Raw genomic sequence first — 21,923 nt, 5'->3', positions numbered from 1 at the left:
TCTGCACATTGTATTGTGTATTTTGTATACCGAATAGTGGCGAAAAAACAACCATATCTTCTCTTCTGATTGTTACATCACTATCCAAGAGATACAGTCTCTTAATCAACTTTTTCAAATCCGCTATTTGGTATACCATTATCTTTATACTAGCCTATGAATCTAACTTTGTAAATATACTTTTCTGATTTTTTTAAAAATTCCTACTTCATTCTTCTACATGAAGATGATCGCAGCGAGCGTCGCAACCACCAGTCCCGTCATGACCGGGATGAAATTCTTCCTGGCAAGCTCCAGAACCGATACACCGCAAAAACCTGCTACCGCTACCAGCGATGACCAGGCGATCAATGTTCCTCCGCCCGTCCAGACTGATCCCATCTGCCCGATGGCGGCAAGTGTTCCCGGATCGATGCCTGCAGAGTTCGACATCGCCCCTGATAAAGCACCGACCAGTGGAAGTCCGGAGAAGCCCGATCCATCAAGCCCCGTCACGATTCCGACTAACAGGATTCCGAATGCACTAAAGAAAGCGTTTTCAGGAATCGATGCTTGAATAGACTGGACAAGATTGAATAAGAAGGCTGGCTTCGAAGCGTCATCGGCCAACGATAGAATCGAACCCGTGAAATCCGAGCTTCCCAAGAAAAAGAACCCAGCAATCGGAATCACCGGCCCCATTGCACGAAATGCGAAGACGAATCCATCGGTGATATGGTCCCCGATTTTATCAAGTGCATGGATCCTTCCGAATGCGACGGATGCCAGGATAAGCAGAATGGCCGCCACTCCTCCGATAAACGCAGCACCATCCCCGCCAGCAAACGTTCCAGCCTCACTGTCTCCGATCTTGGTCGAAAACATGAAAATCATGACGGCAAGCATGGAAAGGGGCACCAGAACGGCAAATACCTTTCCCCATATTTCTTTTCTCTGGCCGATTGTCGCTTCAGATGCAGCAGACACTTCAGCTTCCACACTATCTTTGTTCGCAGTCATCGCGTTCAATAGATTCACTGCATTTTGCGCTTCTTCACTATTCGGCTTCGCAATCGATTTATACATCATCGTATAGGCAACAGCCACCGCAGTCAAGCCGGTAATGACGGATAAAATCATCGCCTTATCCGCAACCTGCACCGTTTCCATCCCTCCGGATGTCGCCGTCAGCATCGGCGCCACCTGCATAATGTAATCCGATGACAGCGCCATCCCCTGACCAGCAATGGCCACGATCATGGCAGCCCCCATCGCAGGCAGTCCTGCGCGCATCGCCGCCGGTACAAGCAGTGCACAAATGAGCGGCACGGCAGGCGTCGGCCAGAAGAACAAGGAAATCACATACGTCACAACCATTAAAACAAAATAAGCAATATGGCCATTCACCATGACTTTTTGAATCGGCGTGATCATCCTTTGATCCGCCCCGAGATCTTTCAATGAGTTTAAAAGTGCAACCATAAGGGTAATGATTAAAAAGATACTGAATAACTCCCTGGCTGCAACAAGGTTGGCATTAAAGACCGCCATGAAACCACCTATGAAGGAGCCTTTATACACACCTGCAACCAGGAATGTCCCAACGATCGTCGGCAGGACAACCCCTTTTCGAAACAACATCGTAACAATGACAACCAACGTAACAAGAGCATAAAGCCAATGAGCAGCAGATAACTCCAAAAGCGTTCACCCTTCCCCTTTTTTTGTAGCCTACTTCACTAATCCAACTTCGATCCCCAACAATTCCCTTAACGATTCTGTCAGATTCTCGGTTGCCTCTGTTACAATCTGTTCCCCAATTTCTCTCGTTGCTTTTGTCGCGTCCCCGATGCATCCATTCTTCGTCATTTCCTCATAAGGGTAAAAGCCTTGAATGGCCTTTCCAGGTCTTAATTGTCTATATCTCCCCCCTTCACAGAAGTCTCCGGATGTAAGCTTGTCCGGCCTGACAAGATAAGGCGCCAAATACAGTGCCTCCGATACCTCACGCTCACAGCTGTGGCCATAGATCTGAGAGTGAATGTACTGGTTCATCGACTCTTTTGCTGAAGAGGTCGTCTTTGCATAATAAATCTCCACCTCTTCCTCCTCTGCAAGCACCGTGCTTGCCACACCCAAGGTTGCCTGGTTCCCGCCATGTGCGTTAAGGAACAGAAATTTCTCGATCCCTTGATGCTTCAACGATTGAACCATATCCCGCAGTATTGAAATCAACGTATCAGGCTTCAAGGAAATCGTACCCGGGAAGTTAAGATGATGCGGGGATACGCCCATGTTGATGGTCGGCGTAACCAGGACATACGGATACATCCTTTCCGCTACCTTCTTCGCCATTTCGGTCGCAAGGACACTGTCGCAGCTCTCTGCCATATGCGGCCCGTGCTGTTCATGGGCACCAACCGGTATGATGGCCATCCTCACCGTCTTAAGCGCCTCCCTTACTTCCTCCCATGTCATATTCGTCAGTAGATAAGAATTCAATTCCCTCTCCCCTTTACGTTAATACGGTATTTTGTATACCGTTATTCTTTAAAAAAATATCATCATTTCGCCTCTGCTGCTTCCTTCTTCCGTTTCTTCACATCGATTCCCTCTTGTGTCAGCTCGATATCTGCCTTAATGTTGAGCTGGCATGTCAGGCGATAGTGTTCCTTCGTCAGATCGCCAAGCATCTTTTCCTCTTTCCAATTCGGTGGAGCGAGCTCATCCGACCCCTTCAACACCCTACACGTACACTTCGTACACTTCCCCATTCCACATCCGTATTTCAGTTTTGGAAATTGTTTGATCCCAGCAAGGACAACCAAATTCGCCCCATCCTTCACGTCTTGCTCGATGATCTCCCCATCCACATGCAACTTTACATTTGGCATAAAACCACCCCTTCGCGTGACATTTATCACAATTTTTAGAATTTTCTTTAGTATACCGTTGAAACTTTCACGCTGTAAACCCTCCTGTTAGATTTTCTTACGAAGACTACAACCTCATCAACACGTAAAAAACCTGATAGATCAAGAGATTAAGACGATATTTTCGTTAATTATAAAAAAATTCTGAACAATGTGTTGATAAAATGGATGACTTGTTTTAGACTATGAATAACACGGTTTTGGTATACCAAATACAATTGATGACTGTAGAGGAGTGACTTGTTTATGGATAAGTATATCGTGCTGACCAATAAGGAAACCTTTCAAACCGTACTGGAAAATGACGGGTTTCAATCTGTAGAGACGTACCACTTCTATTTCTTTGACAAATTGAAATCATCCTACACCATCGCGAGAGTCCTGGATGATGATGCGAAGATCGAGCTGTACGAGAAGTATGAGGGGAAAGAATATGTCAATCATATCCGGATGAAATTCTTTGAATCATTCGAAACGATCGAAGCGGCCCGTGAAGAACTGTATGAAATCGTCAAAGCGAATGGAAACAGTGAAGACTCGAAGCATTCGAAGCTTGTTAAGTCTGATGAGTTAACTGTTTAATTCTGCTCTTTTTTGGTAAGCGGCGAGAGTCGGCTGCCGCGAATGAATGGTGAGACTCCTCTTTTTCAAGAGGAGTCTTTGTCCTGCAGGTAAAAGAGATAACTCTAACCTAAAAAACCTCCTTTTCATCAATTTGAAAAGGAGGATTTTTTCATATAATCAGTTGCAATAGAATGAGATACAGCATGGTCAAGCAAAGAAACGAAATCGTAAACACCGCGTTCCAATTGGAAACCTTGTAAGAGCTCGTCTTCACAATCGTGGACATGAGCCCGATCGTTGCGTTGTAAGGTCCCATCAAAAAGGCGGATACGGCACCGGCAAGCATCGAGACCGTCAAGATATAAGGAGAAATGTCCAGGCTATGCGGGTCGAGTGTACCTGCAAGCAGTGCCAGGGCCACTGCCGGATGAAGGCCGATGAACGCGAGCGCCAGTGGAATCAATGGGATGAATAAGACAAAAATCTCGATTCCGACCACATTTTTAAACGACGTAATCCACCCGTTCACTACATGATCCGTGCCGGAAAATTCAATGGCCGAGATAAAAAAACCTGCCGAAAGAAAAATAAAGAACTGGTCCTTCATTTTCCACAAATGATGGTTGTAATGATCAACAAGTCCCGTTGTGAACGTTCTTGCTTGTCCCAATAATAGACACCAAGCGAATGAAAAAGGAATCACCAAAAGGGATACCACGATAAGGAATGAGAGGGACAACGAGTGCTCCATAATGGAAATGACGATATTAAAGAGCAGGATGGCGATCAGAATATGAGACAGCTTGCCTGCTCCCTTCCCTTTACTCCCCTCCATCGTGGCAGCCGTTTCATCGATGGCCGAGCTTGTCCGAAAAGGTGTTCGATTTCGCTTGCGATACCCGCCCGTATACCAATCTAGTAAAAGACCGATGACGCTGAGAGGTAGCACATACGGGAGCATCGTCCCCCACTTCACCCCCGTCATGTCGATGACAATCCCCACAATCGGCGTGACCGGCGCCCACATCAAAGGCATCGAAAACCCGTGCGTGATCGCCCTGCTCATGAACCGCTCGCGATTTTCCAGCGGGAACCCGTCCGCTGCCGGCCGGACAGAAAAATAAGTCATCGGAAGTGTAGCCAAATTCATGAAAATGCTGAAAAAGTAAGAGATCCCGGACGTCAGGCTGTATAAGCTTGTAGAAGAGCGAACCCTTCTGGAAATGAATCCTTGGATATGGTCCGAATAGTTTCCGAGCTTAATTGGAAGTGCGAGCAGTGGAACCAAAGCGAACAGCGTCAAGAGATTCAGCATCGGCCCGAAAGAAAGAAGCATTTCCCTTGGTCCTGCATCACCTTGGATCAGCATGATCATTCCGAGGATAATGAAAATCCCCCCGATCACCCTTACAAACCTGCCTACTTTCCAAATCGTCATAAGAACAATGATCAAGCAGATCACCGAAATGATCGTTGAAAGTCCCATTCCCTTGAAAAGCTCATTCAGCAAGTAGAGAATGATTGAAACAGCCGATAACAATTGGATCATAAAAATCACCGCTTTTTTCTGATTATTCTTTATCTTATACTTACTGAGAATGAAAATCAATGATTTGGTATACATTATGGTGATCATCCGGTACGTTCAGGTGGAATCTTTAAATGGCCACTTGTATGCGATTGCTCATTGATAAATGCCGATGAAAGTTGTTATATAAGGGTTTTAAGCAGGTTTTGCTTCTTCATTACCCATCAATATGGTATACCATATTTAGTTTTTACACGGTTATTACGGTTTATTTTATAAAAATATAAGTATTTGGTATACCAAAAGGATTGACTGCAATCAAAAATCATCTTATAATGAAATTAATAAAACGTATTCATTAGGAGGGCTCCAAATGTTCCAATTCTTATTTGGGTCGAAGCATGCTTTAGAGAAGGCGAATCGTAAATTCGCGCGGTTGAAGAGGACGTTGAGGTTTTAAGGAAGAGGAAATACAAGGGAACAGGTATCGTGGTTTACGAACCACGATACCTGTTCCCTTCGCTTTTTCAATTAAATGTTTGTTTATACTCGAACTGCTTTAGTTGCATAGGGTTTATCACTTAATCAAACGTTTGTTTAAAAGGACATGTAAATGCCCCACTCACTACAGACCCTGTTGAAAATAATTGAACTCCTTCAACTTGTGGGGCGAGGTACCTGTCCCCTCGTCCCTTTAAACTATTAATGGTTCTGCTACATTCACTCCAAGGACTGCTTCACTGATGGAACCCATGAACTTCAAGCAGATTTCATTTTATCGACTTCTAGATTTTTCACCATTTTAAACATTGAGTTCATGTCCTGGTGATTATAGGCATCCACAAAGGCACTCACACGCTCTTCAGACTTTGCAAAATACCCTATATAGGTCAGTATACTCTGCCTCAAAATCCTTCCCTACTCCGTATAACTCCCTTCAGTATAGTATGTACGATCACCCATCGTTACCGACCCCTGGGATTTAACCAATCCGATTCCTTTTGCATAGTAGCTTGTAAACGTTGAAGTGTCTTCTCCATCTGAAAAATACGTATTAGTTTTAAAGACCAAGCAATTTTCAAACGTTTTTCCATCTATGGTTATGGTCTTAATTTCATCTAATGTGATTTCTCTTTTAGAGGTCTCATCTCTATATACATATTTCTTTCCTACCTTCATTTTCTCTGGAAAAAATATGTCGGGATCTTCTGTCCAATGAATATCACCATCGTCTATTACCCCTATTTCTTTTATCCCTTCCGATGTATCCGTGCTGAATAAGGAATAAAATATATCATTGGATCCGTTCTCTACTGATTTAAGTTTATAAACGGAATGGCCATCAATCGTTTCGATCCCTTCAGAAGTATACGTTGAAATACTCTCCTCCGGCATTTCACCTTCCTTACCATAGCTTTGCTTCAGTTTATAGGAGGTTCCTTCTTCAACCCCTACATACGGAAGCACTTTAATAGGTACAACCATACCAAGCACATTCTTCCCCATCGTTGTATAGAACAAAAAGCCTCCTAGTAAAACAAGTGTCATCAAGCTTATGCCCAATACTTTCTTCCGTTTGCTTGAAGTTCGCGGATGATCATTCTTTTCTAGTTGGGTCCCACATCCGCCACAGTAGGAACCTTCTTCTACTTGTTTTCCACAATTCATACAAAATTTCATTCTACTCTTCCCTTTCTTGTTGGTGATTACTTCTCATGGTGAGGTTTCATTCCATTTAAAAGTTCGAGGAGAATCCTCAAGGTATCTCCTCGATTTTCTCTATTACGGTTCAATCACATCGGTAATGTACCAAACACGATCAATCTTCATTAAATAGAACACAAGGTCCTGGATTTCACTGGATTGATCCGATTCACTGGATTCTGTTCTTACTTCTGCATGGACTGTCGCTTCCGTCCGCAATAAATCCATATCACTTCCCGTTATTTCCGCATGCATTCGGGAACCCTTATAGCCCAGTACATCTTCTGATATCGGCAGAAAGTCTACTAACAGTTCTGATACATTCACCCCAAGGAGTGCTTCACTGATGGAACCGGTGAACTTCAGCACAGATTTCATTTTATCGACTTCCGGATTTTTCACCATTTCAAACATCGCGTTCATGTCCTGGTGATTATAAGCATCCACGAAAGCATTCACACGATCTTCAGGCTTTGCAAAATACCCCATGTAGGTCAGGAAGACACCCGCACATACCATGACAACCAGAAACAACATCATTCTCTTCATACTGTTTCCTCTTCATTCAGTATTTTAGAAAAAAAGTGCTGTCCTCAAACATCAAAGGACAGCACTCAGTACATTCACATACTCTAAACAGCTACTTTGAACTTAGAATCCTAAATTAAACAATGACTCAAATTCATCCATGAAGTCCAGGACACTCGTGCGAATAATGAAATAGGTGATCAGCACTGAAACAGCAGATGCTCCCAGTGACCAGTAAACGCCCTTTGTTGCTCTTTGACTTTTCACCGCTCGGTCATATACGACTAGAGTAGGCATAAGGACGATGGCGATCAAGAGAGATACCCCTGTAAAAAGAAGGGTAAACTTGATTGAACCCATCAAGCCAAAAAGCATCGCTAATACATTCATCGCTGCCAATGGGACAAGGACCCCACCAAATCTCGCAAGTACCGTTTTAACAGTAAATGCTTCTGACATCAGTTTTGCAGCGAGGAACACACTCACGATGGCTCCAAGGATAAATAGTAGAGCAAACATCACTAATGCGGAATTCATTTGGAAGAATGGAAGGGATTGAGCCTCCATACCATCTCCGGAGAATAAGCTGCCAATGCCACCAAACATCTCTTTATAGTATTTATTAGCCAAAAAGTAGATGCTGAGTGACAGAGCCACTACAAAAATAGCAATTGTGATAATTCCATTTAAAAATTGAGATTCATTACTTGCCAATGCTTTAGAAGGATTCTTCAGTACTCCTAATGCATAGTTCCAGTACTTAGAAACGCCTTCCTTCGCTTTCTGCATATTTTCATTTGTATTCACGGGCGCAGTCTGTGCTGTAGCAGCTGTCTCTGCATGGGCAGCAGGCTGTGGCTGTCCCTCTGTTTCGACTAAGTTTGTCCCACATTTCCCACAGAATTTACCGCCATTCTGCTCATTTAAACAACTAGGGCATGTCATCATGTTCTTTCCTCCATTAAAGTTCATTTCGTTCCGTATCGTTGATCTCGATTGTTTCGATCGTATAAGTAAAACCGTTCTGAATGACCGTGTAAATCTTCTCACGATCATACGTTGTTTGTTCATTTAAGTGATTCGTAAAGATGAACTTCTCTTTCGTCCTGACCTTGAATACCTCAGCATCGACTTCCTTCGTTTCCACAATGGTGTTGTCTGTAAATTTATAAGAGTATTCTTTGTCCTGAAGATCACCTATGTATTCCTTCAATTCTTCCTCTGCGACACTCCCAGGCATCATGTAAGAAGCAATCAACGAATAGTCACGCTTATTCAGTGCCTGCTCATAGGCATCCCTGAAATCCAGGACATGCAGGGCCGCTTGCTGTTCGAATGTTGATACTTCTTCCATTACTGCTTCATTCGGTTCCTCTTCCACGGCAAACATGAATGGAAGCCCTCCAAGCGACACTTCATCCTGAGTGATTGGCTCCGTCTTCACTTTTTTTCCATCCGGTGTTTCCATCTCAGCAAACATCGTCACTTCTTCATCGACCGGGAAGGGTCCAAGGTATTTGTATTCCCCAAGCGTTGAGTTCGTACTTTTCCCATTCACGTAAAGGATCGCTTCAGGTTGATTGGTATCAATCTCATAAGCATTTCCCTCAAACTCCATTAAGTAAGTCGATTGATGATCCTCTGATGATTTCACTTCAATTTCCTCTGCCAAGGTAAATTCACCGAAGAGATTGGACGCTTCCGCTTTCACATTATATGTTCCAGGATAAGCATCACCAAGCTTTACAGGCTCCTCGCTCCCTTTTACATTAATTTTCCTATTTCCTACCTCGAAGGTAGCTGGCTGGATATTGGTCGTAAAGAACACCTGATTAGGAATCGCTTCGATCTTATATGTATCATAAAGTCCGAGAGCCTTGTCCCTCTTCACTTTAAACACATCGTTGCCATAACGATCCTTCACCAATGCATCCGCACTCGACTTACTCTCGGTAATGGACACAAGCTGATCCCTCATCGTTTCCCAATCCATCCCGCTAACAGAAGAAAAATACTGTTTCCTATCCAACAAAGCATCTTCATCAAACGTTATGTACTCAAGAAAACCATCTTCACTATGATTCTGCATCGCATCGTTCATGGATTGAATATCTTTCAAAGGATTATAAATAGAAGATAAAATCAAATGAGTCCCCGTTAAACCCGCAACTAAAAATCCAACCACAAACAACGATACCTTTGCCTTCTTCGACATTGGACGCTTCTCTAGAATATTCTCTTTCTGCGCCACAACTCGTTCTCTCTTTGCTCCACACCCTTCACAAAATGCCGGGTCATTCTCCAGAGCCGTTCCACACACTGTGCAATAACTCATACAGCAACGCCCTCCGTTTCATATTATAGTAATATAATTCCTTCACCCCCAAACGCTACCATTATACCATTATATTTGAATAATGATAGGAATAATTGGCTATCTTATGAAGATAGGTACGTATAAACTATATCGTTCATTATAAAAATGAATGAGGTATTACTATGAATACAAACGTTAGAAGTTTACTAGTAATTGAACTTGAATATGATTAAAGAGCAGCATGGGGAAGGTCCTATTGCTTCCCTTATATGGACCAGAGGGACAGGTACCGTGGATCACGAACCACGGTACCTGTCCCCTTGGTTCGTTAATCAATTTATATAAATAAAGGAAGCAAGGGAACTCCCCTTTGCTTCCTTTATTGTCATTGTCAGTCTTTATCTTCCTGGCCATCCACCCTCGTAAATGGATATTTCTGAATAGTAGGCTGTCCTTGGAATGTGACTATTGTATATACATTCAAGTACTTTTTATCTAAAGTAAGTTGTGCTTTCGCTTCAGTCGGCAAATTGACCATTAGAAAGCCTTCTGTCCAAGGCTGGACATCCCCTTCTTCAGAGTATTTATAGTACATTAATGTGTTCTCTGTACTGCTTGTTGGTTGTAAACTATAAAAACCATCAGTTGCAGCGCTATATGAAAATGAACCCTTGGCATTGAATGCAAATTCCCGAGCAGCTCCGTTTTCTCCCCATACCATGTCATTTGCATTAAGGTCATAAGCTGTTGCAGATTCAACCACTTTATTAATTTTAGCGTTATAAACATAGTAACGACCAACGTTCTCGTCTAAGAACAGGTACGTATTATTAAATCCTTTTTCTTTAGGGAAAGTATTACTTTCCGAATAGCTGAAAATGGTTTTCCCTTCTGAGTCAATAAGGTCACATTCCTCATTCGTACACTCTTTGAAGTAATCCCCTTTAAGTGCGTCTTTTAGAATAGATCGTTTTGGGCTATTTGGATCTTGAGAAGGATAACTACCTTCCTTGATCACTTTTACATCTGTATCTCCACTTTGATTTATTTCTACCGCGACTAGTTGAGAGGTAATAGTGCTACCATCGGCATTTCCTTCTACAATAGAGAATAATACATTCGTACCTGAAAATCCGAAGTAGTACGATTTACCCTGCAAATTCAAGAGGGAAGTAAGATCTATTTTCTTTTCTTTAACAACAAACTTATTATCTTTTACGACAGATAAATTAACGGTAAATGTGTTGGTCCCATCATAAAATAGAACATTTTTATCATATATAGGTGTGAAGATATAGGTAATACCATCCTTATCCGTTATATATGTGTTCTTTGTTAATCCTTCTTCTGTAAAAGCTTCTCCTCCCAATTGCTCAACTTGGCCTTCCAGATATAACATTTTTGCTTCTTGCGTATCATTCTCTTCAGCCTTTTCATCGCCTGTGCTTTCGACAGGGTGCGACTCAGTTTTATTTCCTTCTTCTTTGTCTACCCCTTGTCCGCATCCAACCAGTAAAAATAACACACAAATACTCATGAACCATCTTCCCATGATGCTTCCCCCTAAATAAGTATAAAAGACCTCCCAATATTACTATAATATTACTCTTGTGACAATTTATTTTTATTCTAATATAGTAAAAAATAAGGATGGACCAAGGGGACAGGTACCGTGGTCCGAGAACCATGGTACCTATCCCCTTGGTTCCCCTTACCTAATTATAAATTTACTAATTATACCTTTATGGTAAGATATATCCATAACGCTTACGGTTTTTTATATTAAAGAGTCCTTGAGCTACAGCACTAATATAGAAGGAGCACAGAAATGACCACCTATTGCAAACGTTGCAAAGAGTTACATTTGGAAGAACAATTATGTCCATTTCATGTTAAAGAATTAAAGGAAAATCAGCAGCTTCTTAGTGAATGTGCGAATTTCACGGCTGTTGCAGGACAATATCATTTAATAACTTCCCAAACGTTGGATGGGATTGCACAAAGGATTAATAGTGTCGCAGGTACCAATTTGAGTATAGAAGGCACCCACCAGTATATGAGGGACATCCAGGTTTTCAAGCAACTAAATCTCGATCCGTACTCTAAGTCTGGGGTTTTCAGTAGTACTCAAAGGGCAAAGGATTATTATGATCATGCAACAAAAGGACAATTGGGCATGATTAAAAACAAGTTAAACGGGACGGCACAGGAGATTGATTGGTTACGCTTCAAGCAAGGGAAATTATCAAGCTTATTTACAAAGTCCGAGCTTATTGGCGGAAATGCACCTGGAGTTGATGGTGAAACAATCAATCGTTTAACAGGAAATACAATAAGCAGGACGACTGTGAAAGCTGCTGAAAGCACTGTAGGATTAGGGACTAATGTAAGTGATGTCCTCAAGGCTTTAGAAAAAGGCACGTTAGATCCTAAGGATGTTTTAACAGGAATCGAGGGTACTAAAGATGCTGTACATAAAGCCTTAACTAAGAACATTGAAAAAGCACTGCAGAATGGGAATCACTCCTATGCTGACAAACTGAAACAGGCTCAGGAGCACCTAAAGATCCAGGAACTGAACAATACAGAAGGTGTGAAACAATCGACTAAAAGACTGACAGATAAAATTTCGGGTGGCAAGGGTCATTCAACCGTCACTCTCCAAGAGGCTGCTAAAAAAACCGCCCAAGGGGCAGTGATTGGGGCTGCTGTTGGGTTAACCGTTTCAAGTATTACAAACTACATGAAATTCAAGAACGGAGAAATAACGGAAGATGAAGCATTTCGTGAAGTAGGACAAGAGACGTTAAAAGGAGCCCTGGTCGGTGGCTCCATGACTGCTATGACACTCTTTATACCTGGTGGGCCAGTAGGGTTTATCGCCGGCATGGGGATTGGCATTTATCTCAATAAAACAGTCACCAACATATTGGATGAAGTGTATGGCAAAGGAGCATATGCTGAGATTCTCCATACATCAGGATACATATATGGCATGGCAGTATCACTTGAAGACAGCCTTAAGAAAATCCGGAAAGACGAACAGAACATTAGATCGAATAGAAGAACCATTAAGGTGAAATCAGACCAAATCGAGAAAAATTTTGATGCTTTCGATTTAGTAATGAAAGGGAAGATGTAAGCAATGGCGCAACAGGAATTAGTAATTGACTACAATTATTATCAGACTGAGCAATGCAGCTTTGAAGATTTAATGCTGGCCTCTAATACATTAACAACCGCCACAGAAGAGCAGTTCCAACAGATAAAGAATGAACAATGGTTCCATCGTGTATTTGATATGGTAACACTATCTCAGAAAAATGAAATGCGCATGGCCACGGAGATTGGAAATCTTGCTCAGGCCCAGCAAATCATGATTGACATCCTAGTGCGCTTATCTGAACGCGATTCAAACGTATCCGATTTAGTGAAGCAATCTTTTGATAAAATAGAACGACTATCAAGAAATGATGTTTTGTTGGCTAAAAAGCTGACTACCCTCGAAAAACGTTGCATTCTTGGAATTACAGATGAAACAGATATTGCAACCTTGAATGAAACAGAGCGAGAAATTTTAGGCGGCACGTTCTATGCGCTTATGCACCAATTTGATCAAGTTTCAACCGACCAGCAGCAATATGCCAATAACCTGATGAATTATCTGGATTTTCAAGCCCAAAATATCAATCTACATGAAGCGCTTGCTTCCATCAGCAATATTGAAGTTAAAAGATTGATGCTTACGAGCTGTCTTGAATATTGTTTTTTATCAAATCTTGACTTCAACTTCCCTGAAGGAATCGAGGGAATCATTGAAGAATTCGACTTTGGCAATAAAACAATCCGCGAAATAAAGGCCAGGATCAGTTCCCTATACAATCTCCGAGGAAAGCAAGGCTTTGTTGATAAATTCAATGCTTACGAATACGAGGAAGCCTATGAAGAAGAGTTTTATATCGAAATGCCTGAACGGCAAGTAGAGGAAGAAGTGATAGAACTACAGGAAGTGACGATTTCCAGTATTCTATTCATCCCGCCCGGAGAAAGAAAACTGTTCAAAAACAACATCGTTCACATCAGTGCCTATTTAAACTGTGAGGGTCATCTTGAGTTCGAGAATTGTATCATTCATTATAATGAAACCGATGCTTCAGATGAAATCACATTGTCAGAAGGGGCTAGTATATCGTTTTCTAATTGCCAAGTGAATTGCCATGGTTATGACCAGAACTCATTTATCCAAGCAAAAGGTGAAAATGAAATTCTCATAAAAAATACTGAGTTAAATAACTGCAATCATTTCCTGCAATTAAACGGAGAAGCTCTGTTAGAAATCAAGAACTGTTGCCTTTTCTCACCTGATGAAAACTTTATTAGTTCTACTAGCTGGGGCGAGGTAGTTACAGGTCAAATTTCTGATACAGCGATTCATTTTCTGAAAAATATTGATCGCGAATCAAACACCTTTTTCGGCGCGAGAGATGGCATTATCAATATTGATGGTTCCATCCTGGTTTCCAATTGTGAAATCCTTGGTCTTGAAGAGTATCAAAAAGAAAAGATGGAGTCCTTTACATTTAATATATCAAAAGGAGAATACAAGAATTGCAGTTTTACCAACATCAATAAATGCATTCAACGTGGAGAAGCGATCAGTGAAACGAGCTTTGACTCCTGTACAGAAACCATCGACACTCAGGTATTCCTTTCAGAGAATTTGAATATCGTGAACTGCTTATTCAATGCGTGCGAGAATATCGCAACCGGGGACAATATTGATATCAAGAACAGCCAATTTATTGACTGCAAGAATAGGGTTGCAAATGGAAGAGGAATAACCTTTGAGTTCTGTGAATTCTATAACCTCTCGAGTAATCATTCTAGCGGTATGGATGCTATCTTTGATTTTTCATGTGGAAAAACGTCAGCAACGAACCACATTTCAAAATGTTTATTTGATGGAGTTCAAATAGACCAGAGTTTCCTTATTCAAGGTTCTACATATGAAAAGATCCCTGAATATAAAGTTTACGTGAAAGATTGCGATTTCAGGCATTGTACAACAAATAGAAAAACGAACGTGATTGTGAGTAAATACAACCATTACTATGGCTTGTTTGATAGAAGAATCGAAACAACCCCCGTCTCCATCAGCAATTGCAGAGGTCTTGAGCATGTCAATGATGGCACAGGACATGCCGAAGAGGTCATCATCCGATCCGAAACTCCGACCGGAGTAAAAATCGGCGTAGCCGCAGCTGGCGCACTAGGAGGTTTGCCCGGACTTGCTATCGGAGTCGGAATTGCCAAACTCTTAAAAGACGATGATTTACGAGTAGAATAAGAGGAGCCAGGGGACAGGTACAGTGGTCCAACTCAAACTGGACTAAGGTACCCTTCCCCTTCTCTCTCAATCATCATCCATTTCTGCCAATAATTCAAATATCTCATCATAGTACCCTCTTTCAAAGACAAGCACCGTCTCGACTCTATTATACGTAATGAATAAACTAATACCTAATTCACAAGAAATATAGGTATCTGCTACGTCCATTACCTTTGGGTCGAGTTCCTTTAACACCCGTTTGGCCTCATTACTTTTCATACCCAAAAACCAAACACCAAGAATTTCTGGAGCTCCATTATCCATAAACTCGAAAGCGCTACTGACTCCGCCTTCTTCTCTGTAATAAATGCGTATATCTGCGCGCTTGTAATCCTCGGTATACACATCATCAAGGATAAGTGACGTGGGCTACTCACCTAACACTAACTGGATATCTTCAGATGCCATGCCCAGCTTTAGACTGTCTACACCTGTATACGGAGTTATCTTCATTTTATCCCTCCTATCATTTATGAGTAGGTTATATCAGGTATACTATAAAGACAGTTTCCTTGTTCACTTAAAATTGAACCAAGGTACCTGTCCCTATGGTCACTCCTGAAAAGGCAGAAACCAGATCCCTTTATCGAGCGTGTTGAATAAGGGGATCTGTTTCTGGATCACTACATCGCCAAATAAATCACTACCGGCAAAGTCACAATGCTCATAATAGTTGAAATCAAAGTGGCGCTCGATACACTCTGCGGTTCCGTCTGAAACTGGATGGCGTACATCGTTGTGTTGGCCGCTGTCGGTGTCGCTGCCATGATGATCATGATTTGCTTTGTCATGGGATCAAGCGGAAGTGGCATAACTAGGATCGCTGCAATCATGGGCGATACAATCAGTTTCAATGATAGGGATGAACAAAGCTTTTTCCACTCGATGGCTCCAAGTTTGATATTGGCTAATTGCATGCCGAGTGTGAGCATGATGAATGGAATCGCTGCATCCGCGATGAAATCGATCCCTTTCATGAACGTTACACCGAGAGGCACGTGTAAAAGCTGGAGGCCAATGCCCGCCATCGCTGCGTACACCATCGGCATCCGTTTCACGGTTTGTAACGCCATTTTCACCCCGTTGTTCCCTGCACTTCCCTTCGCTGCATAAAACACGCCAAGAGTGCTCATCAAAAGCTGCTGGATGACCATGAGGATGATGGCGATCTCGAGGCCCGCTGCACCGAAAAGAAAGAACGTCAAAGGCGTGCCGTAATTCCCGTTATTCATGAAGGCAGAGGACAAGACAAGGCCGCATCGTTCGGGCTCCGTGAACTTGTAGAGCCTTGACAGGATGGTTGCGAGCAGGATGATGATCACGCACAGGCCGACCATGTAAACGGTGAAATAGCCATACGCACCGTTGATGGTCTGTTCATAAAACGTCCGGAATACTAAAAAAGGGACCATGACGTAAATGGCCATCTTCGAAAGGTTCTTCGTATCAAGTGACAGGTATTTCTGCGCCACGAACCCTGTCCCGAACACAAAGAAAATCGGAAATAAAATAGTGATGAATGACATCTTGAACCCTCCATCGACATGAAAAAGACTGTTTCCGATAAACAGTCTTTTTCAGCATTCGCTTATAAATTAAATACGACGATCCTTTCTTCCGTCATTTCTTCAATCGCGTATTTAGGTCCTTCTTTACCCGATCCACTCTTCTTGACTCCTCCATAAGGCATCTGATCGACACGGTACCCTGACGTATCATTGATGATCAGTACACCGACTTCGATTTCATCGGCCGCTTTCATCGCAAATGAGAGACTATTCGTAAACAAACCAGCCTGAAGGCCATATTCGGAGTCATTCACCCTTCTAGTCACTTCATCTTCGCTTCCATAAGGCATGACGGCGACAACCGGGCCGAACACTTCCTGACGGCACACCTTCATGTCATCATGGACGTTTGTGAGGATGGTAGGTTGATAGAAGACACCCTCACGCTTTCCGCCTGTCTCGACGAGGGCATTTGCCGTTTCCTTCATTTTCTCCAGAAACTCCTCATAGATCTCTTCATGAACGTATACCCGCTGAACGGATATGCATACTTGACCGGCATTATTGAAGCTTTTCTGTGCCGTCACTGCCGCCGCTTCAGCCACATTCGCATCCTTATGGACAATCGTTGCAGAGTTGTTCCCGAGTTCAAGGGCGACCTTCCTTAATCCTGCCTTCTCTCTGATCAATTGGCCCACACGCGGACTTCCGGTAAACGTGAACATGTTGACATCTTGATTGTCTAGTAACCATCCGCCAATTTCCGCTCCTTCGCCTGTCAGGACATGCAACCGTCCTTGAGGCAGTCCGGCTGCCTCGAACACTTCCGCAAGCACCAGTGCTGTTAGCGGAGTAACTTCCGCCGGCTTAAGGATGACGCTATTTCCGGCGGCAATCGCCGGTCCGACCTTATGGCAGGCAAGATTAAGCGGGACGTTGAATGGGGTGATGGCGGCGATGACCCCGACAGGAACACGCTTCGTATAAGCTTGGCGATTCTCTGATCCGGGCGCTGCCTCAACAGGGATCCCTTCACCATGGATGCGCTTCGCTTCTTCAGCTGAGATTTCCAGTGTCTGAGCCGCCCTTGCAACTTCTCCCCTTGATTCTGAAATCGGCTTCCCGACTTCTTCCGCGAGGATCACGGCAAGCTCTTCCTGACGGTCCATCAACCCTTCAGCTGCTCTTTTTAATACGGTGTAGCGTTCATAAGGTGAGAAAGGAACTTTTACTGCCTTCTTAGCTGACTCAACCGCAGCATCCACATCTTCTTTCATTGAAACGGATACCGTCCCGATCACGTTCCCACTGTACTTATCGAATACGCTATCCCGTTTACTCGTTTCTTTCCATTGTCCTTCAACAAATAGTCCATACTTTCGAGTAGTTGCAATCGAACCCACTTAAACATACCTCCCAATTGGTTATAACGTTACGACCTTTTTGTTTAAAAGTAATTCTTCCGCTCGTCCTTGACTGCCGAAGACACGTATTTTCTCCTGGACTTTTTCCTTCATTCTTCTTCTGCCGTTCCCAAGTGAATCCGCCAGAACGAACTGGTCTGGATCTTCATTGAACACTTCTTGCACCCCTCTGGTGAAAGCCTGGCGCAGCTCCGTATCCACGTTGATCTTCGCCACCCCTAATGAAATCGCGCGTTGAACCTGCTCATCAGGTACATCGGAGCCCCCGGGGAGAACGATTGGACGTTTGACCGCATCGGCAATTTCCTTCAGGCGATCGAATCTCAAGTTCGGTACTTCTTTATAAATCCCATGAGCCGTGCCGATTGATACCGCAAGATAATCCACACCGGTTGCTTCCGTGAATGCCACCGCTTCCCTCACCTGTCTCTTCGTAAACCCATATGTCCCACTTTGTGAAGTGAAACAGTTTGTTCGTTTTATAAATAATACGAAATAGGAGACGGTACAAAGAATCCCGCTTGATCCGACCAACCCTACAAATGGTTCAGCTCACTCACTCCCACTACCCGTCAATATGCTCATGTAATGAAGGGGAAAATGTATTATCGTATCTGTTGAAGAACTTATTGGAAATCTTGGTATGTAAGGGGAATATGTTTTGAAGAAGTTCATTGTTTTAGTTTTATCCATAGCTGTTGCAGCTCCTATATCAGCTATCCTGCTTGTGCTTTCAGATGTTCTCTTGAAGACAGATGAGTACAGCCTTGCTATGATAGTAGGTTCCATTATGACAATTACATTGTACGAAATGATTATTTATTTAGTAGTTGGGATCCCAGTCACACTTATCATCGACTTTATCATTAAGCGCATAAGAAATAATAATAAATGGGATTACCTACTTACAGTTGCTTTGTATTTAATCCCTGCATTATTGGTGGCCCGTCTACTACTAGATGAAATATCGGTAGAGACTTTGACTTTTGTCTTAATTCCTGTGTATGTATATGTGCACGTTGTTTATTTTTTAGAAAAAAAATATGTGTGTTAATAAATAAGAGACCAAATCAATTTTGGTCTCTTATTCAATATTCTCTTTATTTCCAATAGCCTTGAACACTGAATGACTTTTGTCCGTAGATTGGAGGCCCGATCAGTTCGTAGAAGCCCCATTTCCCGATCTTGTCAGTAAGCAGGTGACTCATTGTACTATACTGTACTTCCCCTGCCCAAGTATGCACTTCACCAGGTACAGGAGTAAAGGACATTTCGTGATTAGGCGCTCTATCATGGATACCGTTAATTTGGAAGTAACCAGTCTTATAGACTTCCCCTGAATAACGGTAGTCAATTTCTGGAGCAGGGATCCCCTTTACGCTATGAAGGGGATTACCAGCTTCATGATTAACAGTAAAGGTCGCTTTTGTGCTTCCTTCACTTTTCGATTCTAAATAAACTTTTGACATACTTGTATTTGCAGTTACCCATTGTTTCGTCTTTTTGTGCTGTCCGCTTGTTGGATTATAATCTTTCTTAAACCGCACTTTACTTCCTCCACTTGGAGGGAAAGAAACTCGTAACCAGGTTCTTGTACGGAAATCATCTGAAAGGACATGTTGATCGAATCCGCGTCCATCACCATGGAATCGATGATAATCTGTGATTTTCTCTACTCCCGGAGGAGCAAAAGTAAACACATCCATAGGGATGAAAGTTGAATAGATGAACTCTGCACCAGGGCTTGGATCACTCCAGCTCTCCGCATGAACACTGTTTTCTTTCGCTTCCTTTAACGTTTTAATGGTTCTTGTAAGTTCATATTCTTTATCGAGTTCTTCGACATCTACTAAATTCGGTGATAGATTTTTCTCTTTAATCTTTTGTTTAACTTTTTCTTTTTCTTTTTCATTCAACTTCATTTTTCCTACCAAGGAATAGCGATAGGATGTTTCAGGCTTCAAGTCAGTGTCGATAATGAAATTTTTATTCCCTCGTAACGTTCCAAGTTCTTCATTATCCCTTTTCACTTTGTAGACTTTGTCATCATCAGGAACATTTTCAAAGTAAATTTTCGCTTCACTTTCAGTGAAAATAGCCGTTGTCATTCCATCATCCAAATTGGTTACTGTGTCAATCTGTGTTTCTTGACTGTCAGTAAGCGTTTGGATAACCATCTTATCAGTTACTCTTTCGCCTTCTTTAGCCTCAATGATGATTTCATAAGGATGGCCTGCTTGAAGATCCGGAATGTTGATGGACTCTTCCTTGACCGTGCTGTACTTCTTGCCATCCAATGAAATGACATACTGCTCTGCCACGTGGTTCCCCAAGGAAATTGAGACTGAATCAGTAGTCGTTTCTACATCCACATCTTTTATTTTAAATTCATTAAAACTTGCAAATAAATCACTGTTCAAAACGCCGAAAGATAGACTGGATACTAGTAATATAGTAATAATGATTCGGATTTTCTTCATAATAACCTCCTTATTGGATGACGCCTCTTATATAATCTTCAATTGATTGTGAAACAGAGGCTGTCCCGCCGACGATATAGATATTGTCTAAAAGACCTTCATATCCCAAACCTGTAATGTAGTCATTCACATTCCCAGGTAAAGCAGTTGGTTTCGTTAGCATCATTTGTGAATCCTTAAGACTGCTTAAAAGAGCAGCTGGAACCCCGTCACTTTCATTACTCACTAATACAATTTGTCTCTTCTGAAAATCAAGACCGTACCCAATATTGATCCCTACTTCATATCGATCTTGTCCATCTACCCGATAAACTGATCCGTATTGCTCCAATTCGGCCTCGACCGCTTGGCTAACCACTCCTGTGCCTCCTACAATCGTGAACTCATTAATATTCGGATGATCATTCAAGAACGTCTTAATGGAGCCAGGAAGAGAATCGGGAGTCGTATAAAGAATAGGCTGTTGCGTGTTACCGGCATATGGTGCAGCCATTAAACCGTCCGGATAGTTCTGTCCATTGACAATGATGGCAGAGTTGGAATGTTCGTTAATGATTCTTTCTGCGATGCTGGCGGAAACCGCATAACGATCCAACCCGGAAATTCGTTCAGTTGCTAATCCCATGGTGACCAGCTCATTCTCTACAGCGGAAGAAATACTACCTGTACCACCTAAAATAATCGCTTTGGTCGCACCAAGTCTTGTAATCTCAGATTTAATCGCAGCCGGCAGGTAATCGCTACGAGTTGTTAACAACGGTGCAACTTCCTTATGCCCAAGCACGACCCCCGGCAATCCATCAGCAAAGTTGTAAGCATTTGTAATGATGACTGTATCAATCGCATATCCTTCTTTTTCGATTTCCTTGCTTACATTAACAGCTGTATCAAAACGATCAGCCCCAGATAGTCGCATTACCCCTGGTGATACAACCGTTCTAACATCTGTAATATAGTTTTTATTTGTTAAAGCGGCATAAGTACTTATCGTGTTGCTGCCGAACAATAGATTTAAATTTTTCGAGAAACTACTGGATAACGATATGGGGGAGTTATGATTTAATGTATAGTTAAGTGCCCCATTGCTCGATCCACTAAAATTAATATTGAAATCATCTATGCCAAGACGTGTATGTGCAGCCGAAGGGCTTGTAATGTTCAACGAAGGTAATGTCGCTTGTCCCGTTAGAGCCAAGTCCCCGCTGATTGTAACTTCATAATTCGTTGAGATTTTGCTATTCGGCGAGATCGTAAATTCATATTCACCGACGGGCAGCGTATCCCCACTAATATAGGAATCGCCATCGCCTCCTGCTTCCGTAATGAAATAAACCATATCATTCCCATTTACAAAGTTGACGTTTAACACCCCTTCACTTGCATTAGAGAAATGATACGTATGATTTTGATAGCTTGGCAGATTCCCACTGTATGTAATCGAAGTGGTTGCTCCATGCACAGTAAGCGGATTGCCTTGAGAAATAATGAGGCAAAGCGCAACCGCAGCAAGAAATAAAGACTTAAAATGTTTCAAATTCCCAAACCTCCCATTTTTCATTTTTATTACAA

20 protein-coding genes are annotated in these 21,923 nt (G+C 42.4%); 4 read left to right on the top strand and 16 right to left on the bottom strand.

Going from position 1 to position 21,923, the window contains the following annotated elements; genetic code table 11:
* Positions 1-216: 216 nt before the first annotated feature.
* From LCM10_RS09445 to LCM10_RS09435, 3 genes are all read right to left on the bottom strand, one after another.
* Positions 217-1,680, bottom strand: coding sequence for a hypothetical protein (locus LCM10_RS09445; RefSeq protein ID WP_224875986.1), 1,464 nt, complete (start codon positions 1,678-1,680; stop codon positions 217-219).
* A gap of 30 nt (positions 1,681-1,710) precedes the next feature.
* Entirely contained in the window at positions 1,711-2,481 is a 771-nt protein-coding gene (locus LCM10_RS09440; protein WP_224875985.1) for a creatininase family protein, read from the bottom strand.
* Between the two features lie 62 nt (positions 2,482-2,543).
* Entirely contained in the window at positions 2,544-2,873 is a 330-nt protein-coding gene (locus tag LCM10_RS09435) for a 2Fe-2S iron-sulfur cluster-binding protein (protein ID WP_224875984.1), read from the bottom strand.
* Between the two features lie 285 nt (positions 2,874-3,158).
* Between LCM10_RS09435 and LCM10_RS09430 the strand changes: the two genes are divergently transcribed.
* Complete coding sequence (locus LCM10_RS09430; RefSeq protein WP_224875983.1) at positions 3,159-3,494, top strand: hypothetical protein; 336 nt, start codon at positions 3,159-3,161, stop codon at positions 3,492-3,494.
* A 151-nt stretch (positions 3,495-3,645) separates the two neighbouring features.
* On the opposite strand, the gene LCM10_RS09425 is transcribed toward LCM10_RS09430, so the two are convergent.
* The 7 genes from LCM10_RS09425 to LCM10_RS09395 all read right to left on the bottom strand — a co-directional run bounded on the left by LCM10_RS09425 (position 3,646) and on the right by LCM10_RS09395 (position 11,105).
* Entirely contained in the window at positions 3,646-5,100 is a 1,455-nt protein-coding gene (locus LCM10_RS09425; protein WP_224875982.1) for a hypothetical protein, read from the bottom strand.
* A 663-nt stretch (positions 5,101-5,763) separates the two neighbouring features.
* Positions 5,764-5,913 (bottom strand): hypothetical protein, encoded by a 150-nt coding sequence (locus LCM10_RS09420; protein WP_224875981.1) that lies wholly within the window; start codon positions 5,911-5,913, stop codon positions 5,764-5,766.
* A gap of 9 nt (positions 5,914-5,922) precedes the next feature.
* Entirely contained in the window at positions 5,923-6,684 is a 762-nt protein-coding gene (locus tag LCM10_RS09415) for a hypothetical protein (RefSeq protein ID WP_224875980.1), read from the bottom strand.
* Between the two features lie 102 nt (positions 6,685-6,786).
* Positions 6,787-7,257, bottom strand: a complete 471-nt coding sequence (locus LCM10_RS09410; protein ID WP_224875979.1) for a hypothetical protein — start codon at positions 7,255-7,257, stop codon at positions 6,787-6,789.
* 102 nt (positions 7,258-7,359) lie between these two features.
* Complete coding sequence (locus LCM10_RS09405; protein WP_224875978.1) at positions 7,360-8,184, bottom strand: DUF6574 domain-containing protein; 825 nt, start codon at positions 8,182-8,184, stop codon at positions 7,360-7,362.
* Positions 8,185-8,197: 13 nt separating this feature from the next.
* Positions 8,198-9,571, bottom strand: coding sequence for a TcaA NTF2-like domain-containing protein (locus LCM10_RS09400; protein ID WP_224875977.1), 1,374 nt, complete (start codon positions 9,569-9,571; stop codon positions 8,198-8,200).
* A 373-nt stretch (positions 9,572-9,944) separates the two neighbouring features.
* Positions 9,945-11,105, bottom strand: coding sequence for a hypothetical protein (locus LCM10_RS09395; RefSeq protein ID WP_224875976.1), 1,161 nt, complete (start codon positions 11,103-11,105; stop codon positions 9,945-9,947).
* A gap of 312 nt (positions 11,106-11,417) precedes the next feature.
* On the opposite strand from LCM10_RS09395, the gene LCM10_RS09390 reads away from it, so the two are divergent.
* Together LCM10_RS09390 and LCM10_RS09385 are read left to right on the top strand one after the other, a co-directional pair.
* On the top strand, positions 11,418-12,695 hold the full coding sequence (locus LCM10_RS09390; RefSeq protein WP_224875975.1) for a hypothetical protein: 1,278 nt from the start codon (positions 11,418-11,420) through the stop codon (positions 12,693-12,695).
* A 3-nt stretch (positions 12,696-12,698) separates the two neighbouring features.
* Entirely contained in the window at positions 12,699-14,900 is a 2,202-nt protein-coding gene (locus tag LCM10_RS09385; protein WP_224875974.1) for a hypothetical protein, read from the top strand.
* 66 nt (positions 14,901-14,966) lie between these two features.
* Here LCM10_RS09385 and LCM10_RS09380 read toward each other — a convergent pair whose 3' ends face one another.
* From LCM10_RS09380 to LCM10_RS09365, 4 genes are all read right to left on the bottom strand, one after another.
* A complete protein-coding gene (locus LCM10_RS09380; RefSeq protein ID WP_224875973.1) occupies positions 14,967-15,167 on the bottom strand; it encodes a hypothetical protein in 201 nt (66 codons plus the stop codon).
* Between the two features lie 398 nt (positions 15,168-15,565).
* Positions 15,566-16,468: an AEC family transporter gene (locus tag LCM10_RS09375; protein ID WP_224875972.1), complete on the bottom strand. Its 903-nt coding sequence runs from the start codon at positions 16,466-16,468 to the stop codon at positions 15,566-15,568.
* A gap of 62 nt (positions 16,469-16,530) precedes the next feature.
* A complete protein-coding gene (locus LCM10_RS09370) occupies positions 16,531-17,853 on the bottom strand; it encodes an aldehyde dehydrogenase family protein (RefSeq protein ID WP_224875971.1) in 1,323 nt (440 codons plus the stop codon).
* Between the two features lie 21 nt (positions 17,854-17,874).
* Complete coding sequence (locus LCM10_RS09365) at positions 17,875-18,297, bottom strand: class II fructose-bisphosphate aldolase (protein WP_318247485.1); 423 nt, start codon at positions 18,295-18,297, stop codon at positions 17,875-17,877.
* Between the two features lie 238 nt (positions 18,298-18,535).
* Here LCM10_RS09365 and LCM10_RS09360 point away from each other — a divergent pair, with 238 nt between their 5' ends.
* A complete protein-coding gene (locus LCM10_RS09360; RefSeq protein ID WP_224875969.1) occupies positions 18,536-18,928 on the top strand; it encodes a hypothetical protein in 393 nt (130 codons plus the stop codon).
* Positions 18,929-18,974: 46 nt separating this feature from the next.
* Here the strand turns inward: LCM10_RS09360 and LCM10_RS09355 are convergent, their stop codons facing one another.
* Complete coding sequence (locus tag LCM10_RS09355; protein ID WP_224875968.1) at positions 18,975-20,354, bottom strand: hypothetical protein; 1,380 nt, start codon at positions 20,352-20,354, stop codon at positions 18,975-18,977.
* Positions 20,355-20,364: 10 nt separating this feature from the next.
* Positions 20,365-21,888 (bottom strand): cell wall-binding repeat-containing protein, encoded by a 1,524-nt coding sequence (locus LCM10_RS09350; protein ID WP_224875967.1) that lies wholly within the window; start codon positions 21,886-21,888, stop codon positions 20,365-20,367.
* Positions 21,889-21,923: the final 35 nt, after the last annotated feature.

The sequence above is a fragment of the Rossellomorea aquimaris genome, from assembly GCF_020171925.1.
In the GTDB taxonomy this organism is placed as follows: Bacteria; Bacillota; Bacilli; order Bacillales; family Bacillaceae_B; genus Rossellomorea; species Rossellomorea aquimaris_F.
This window is presented reverse-complemented; position numbering and strand designations above follow the sequence as displayed.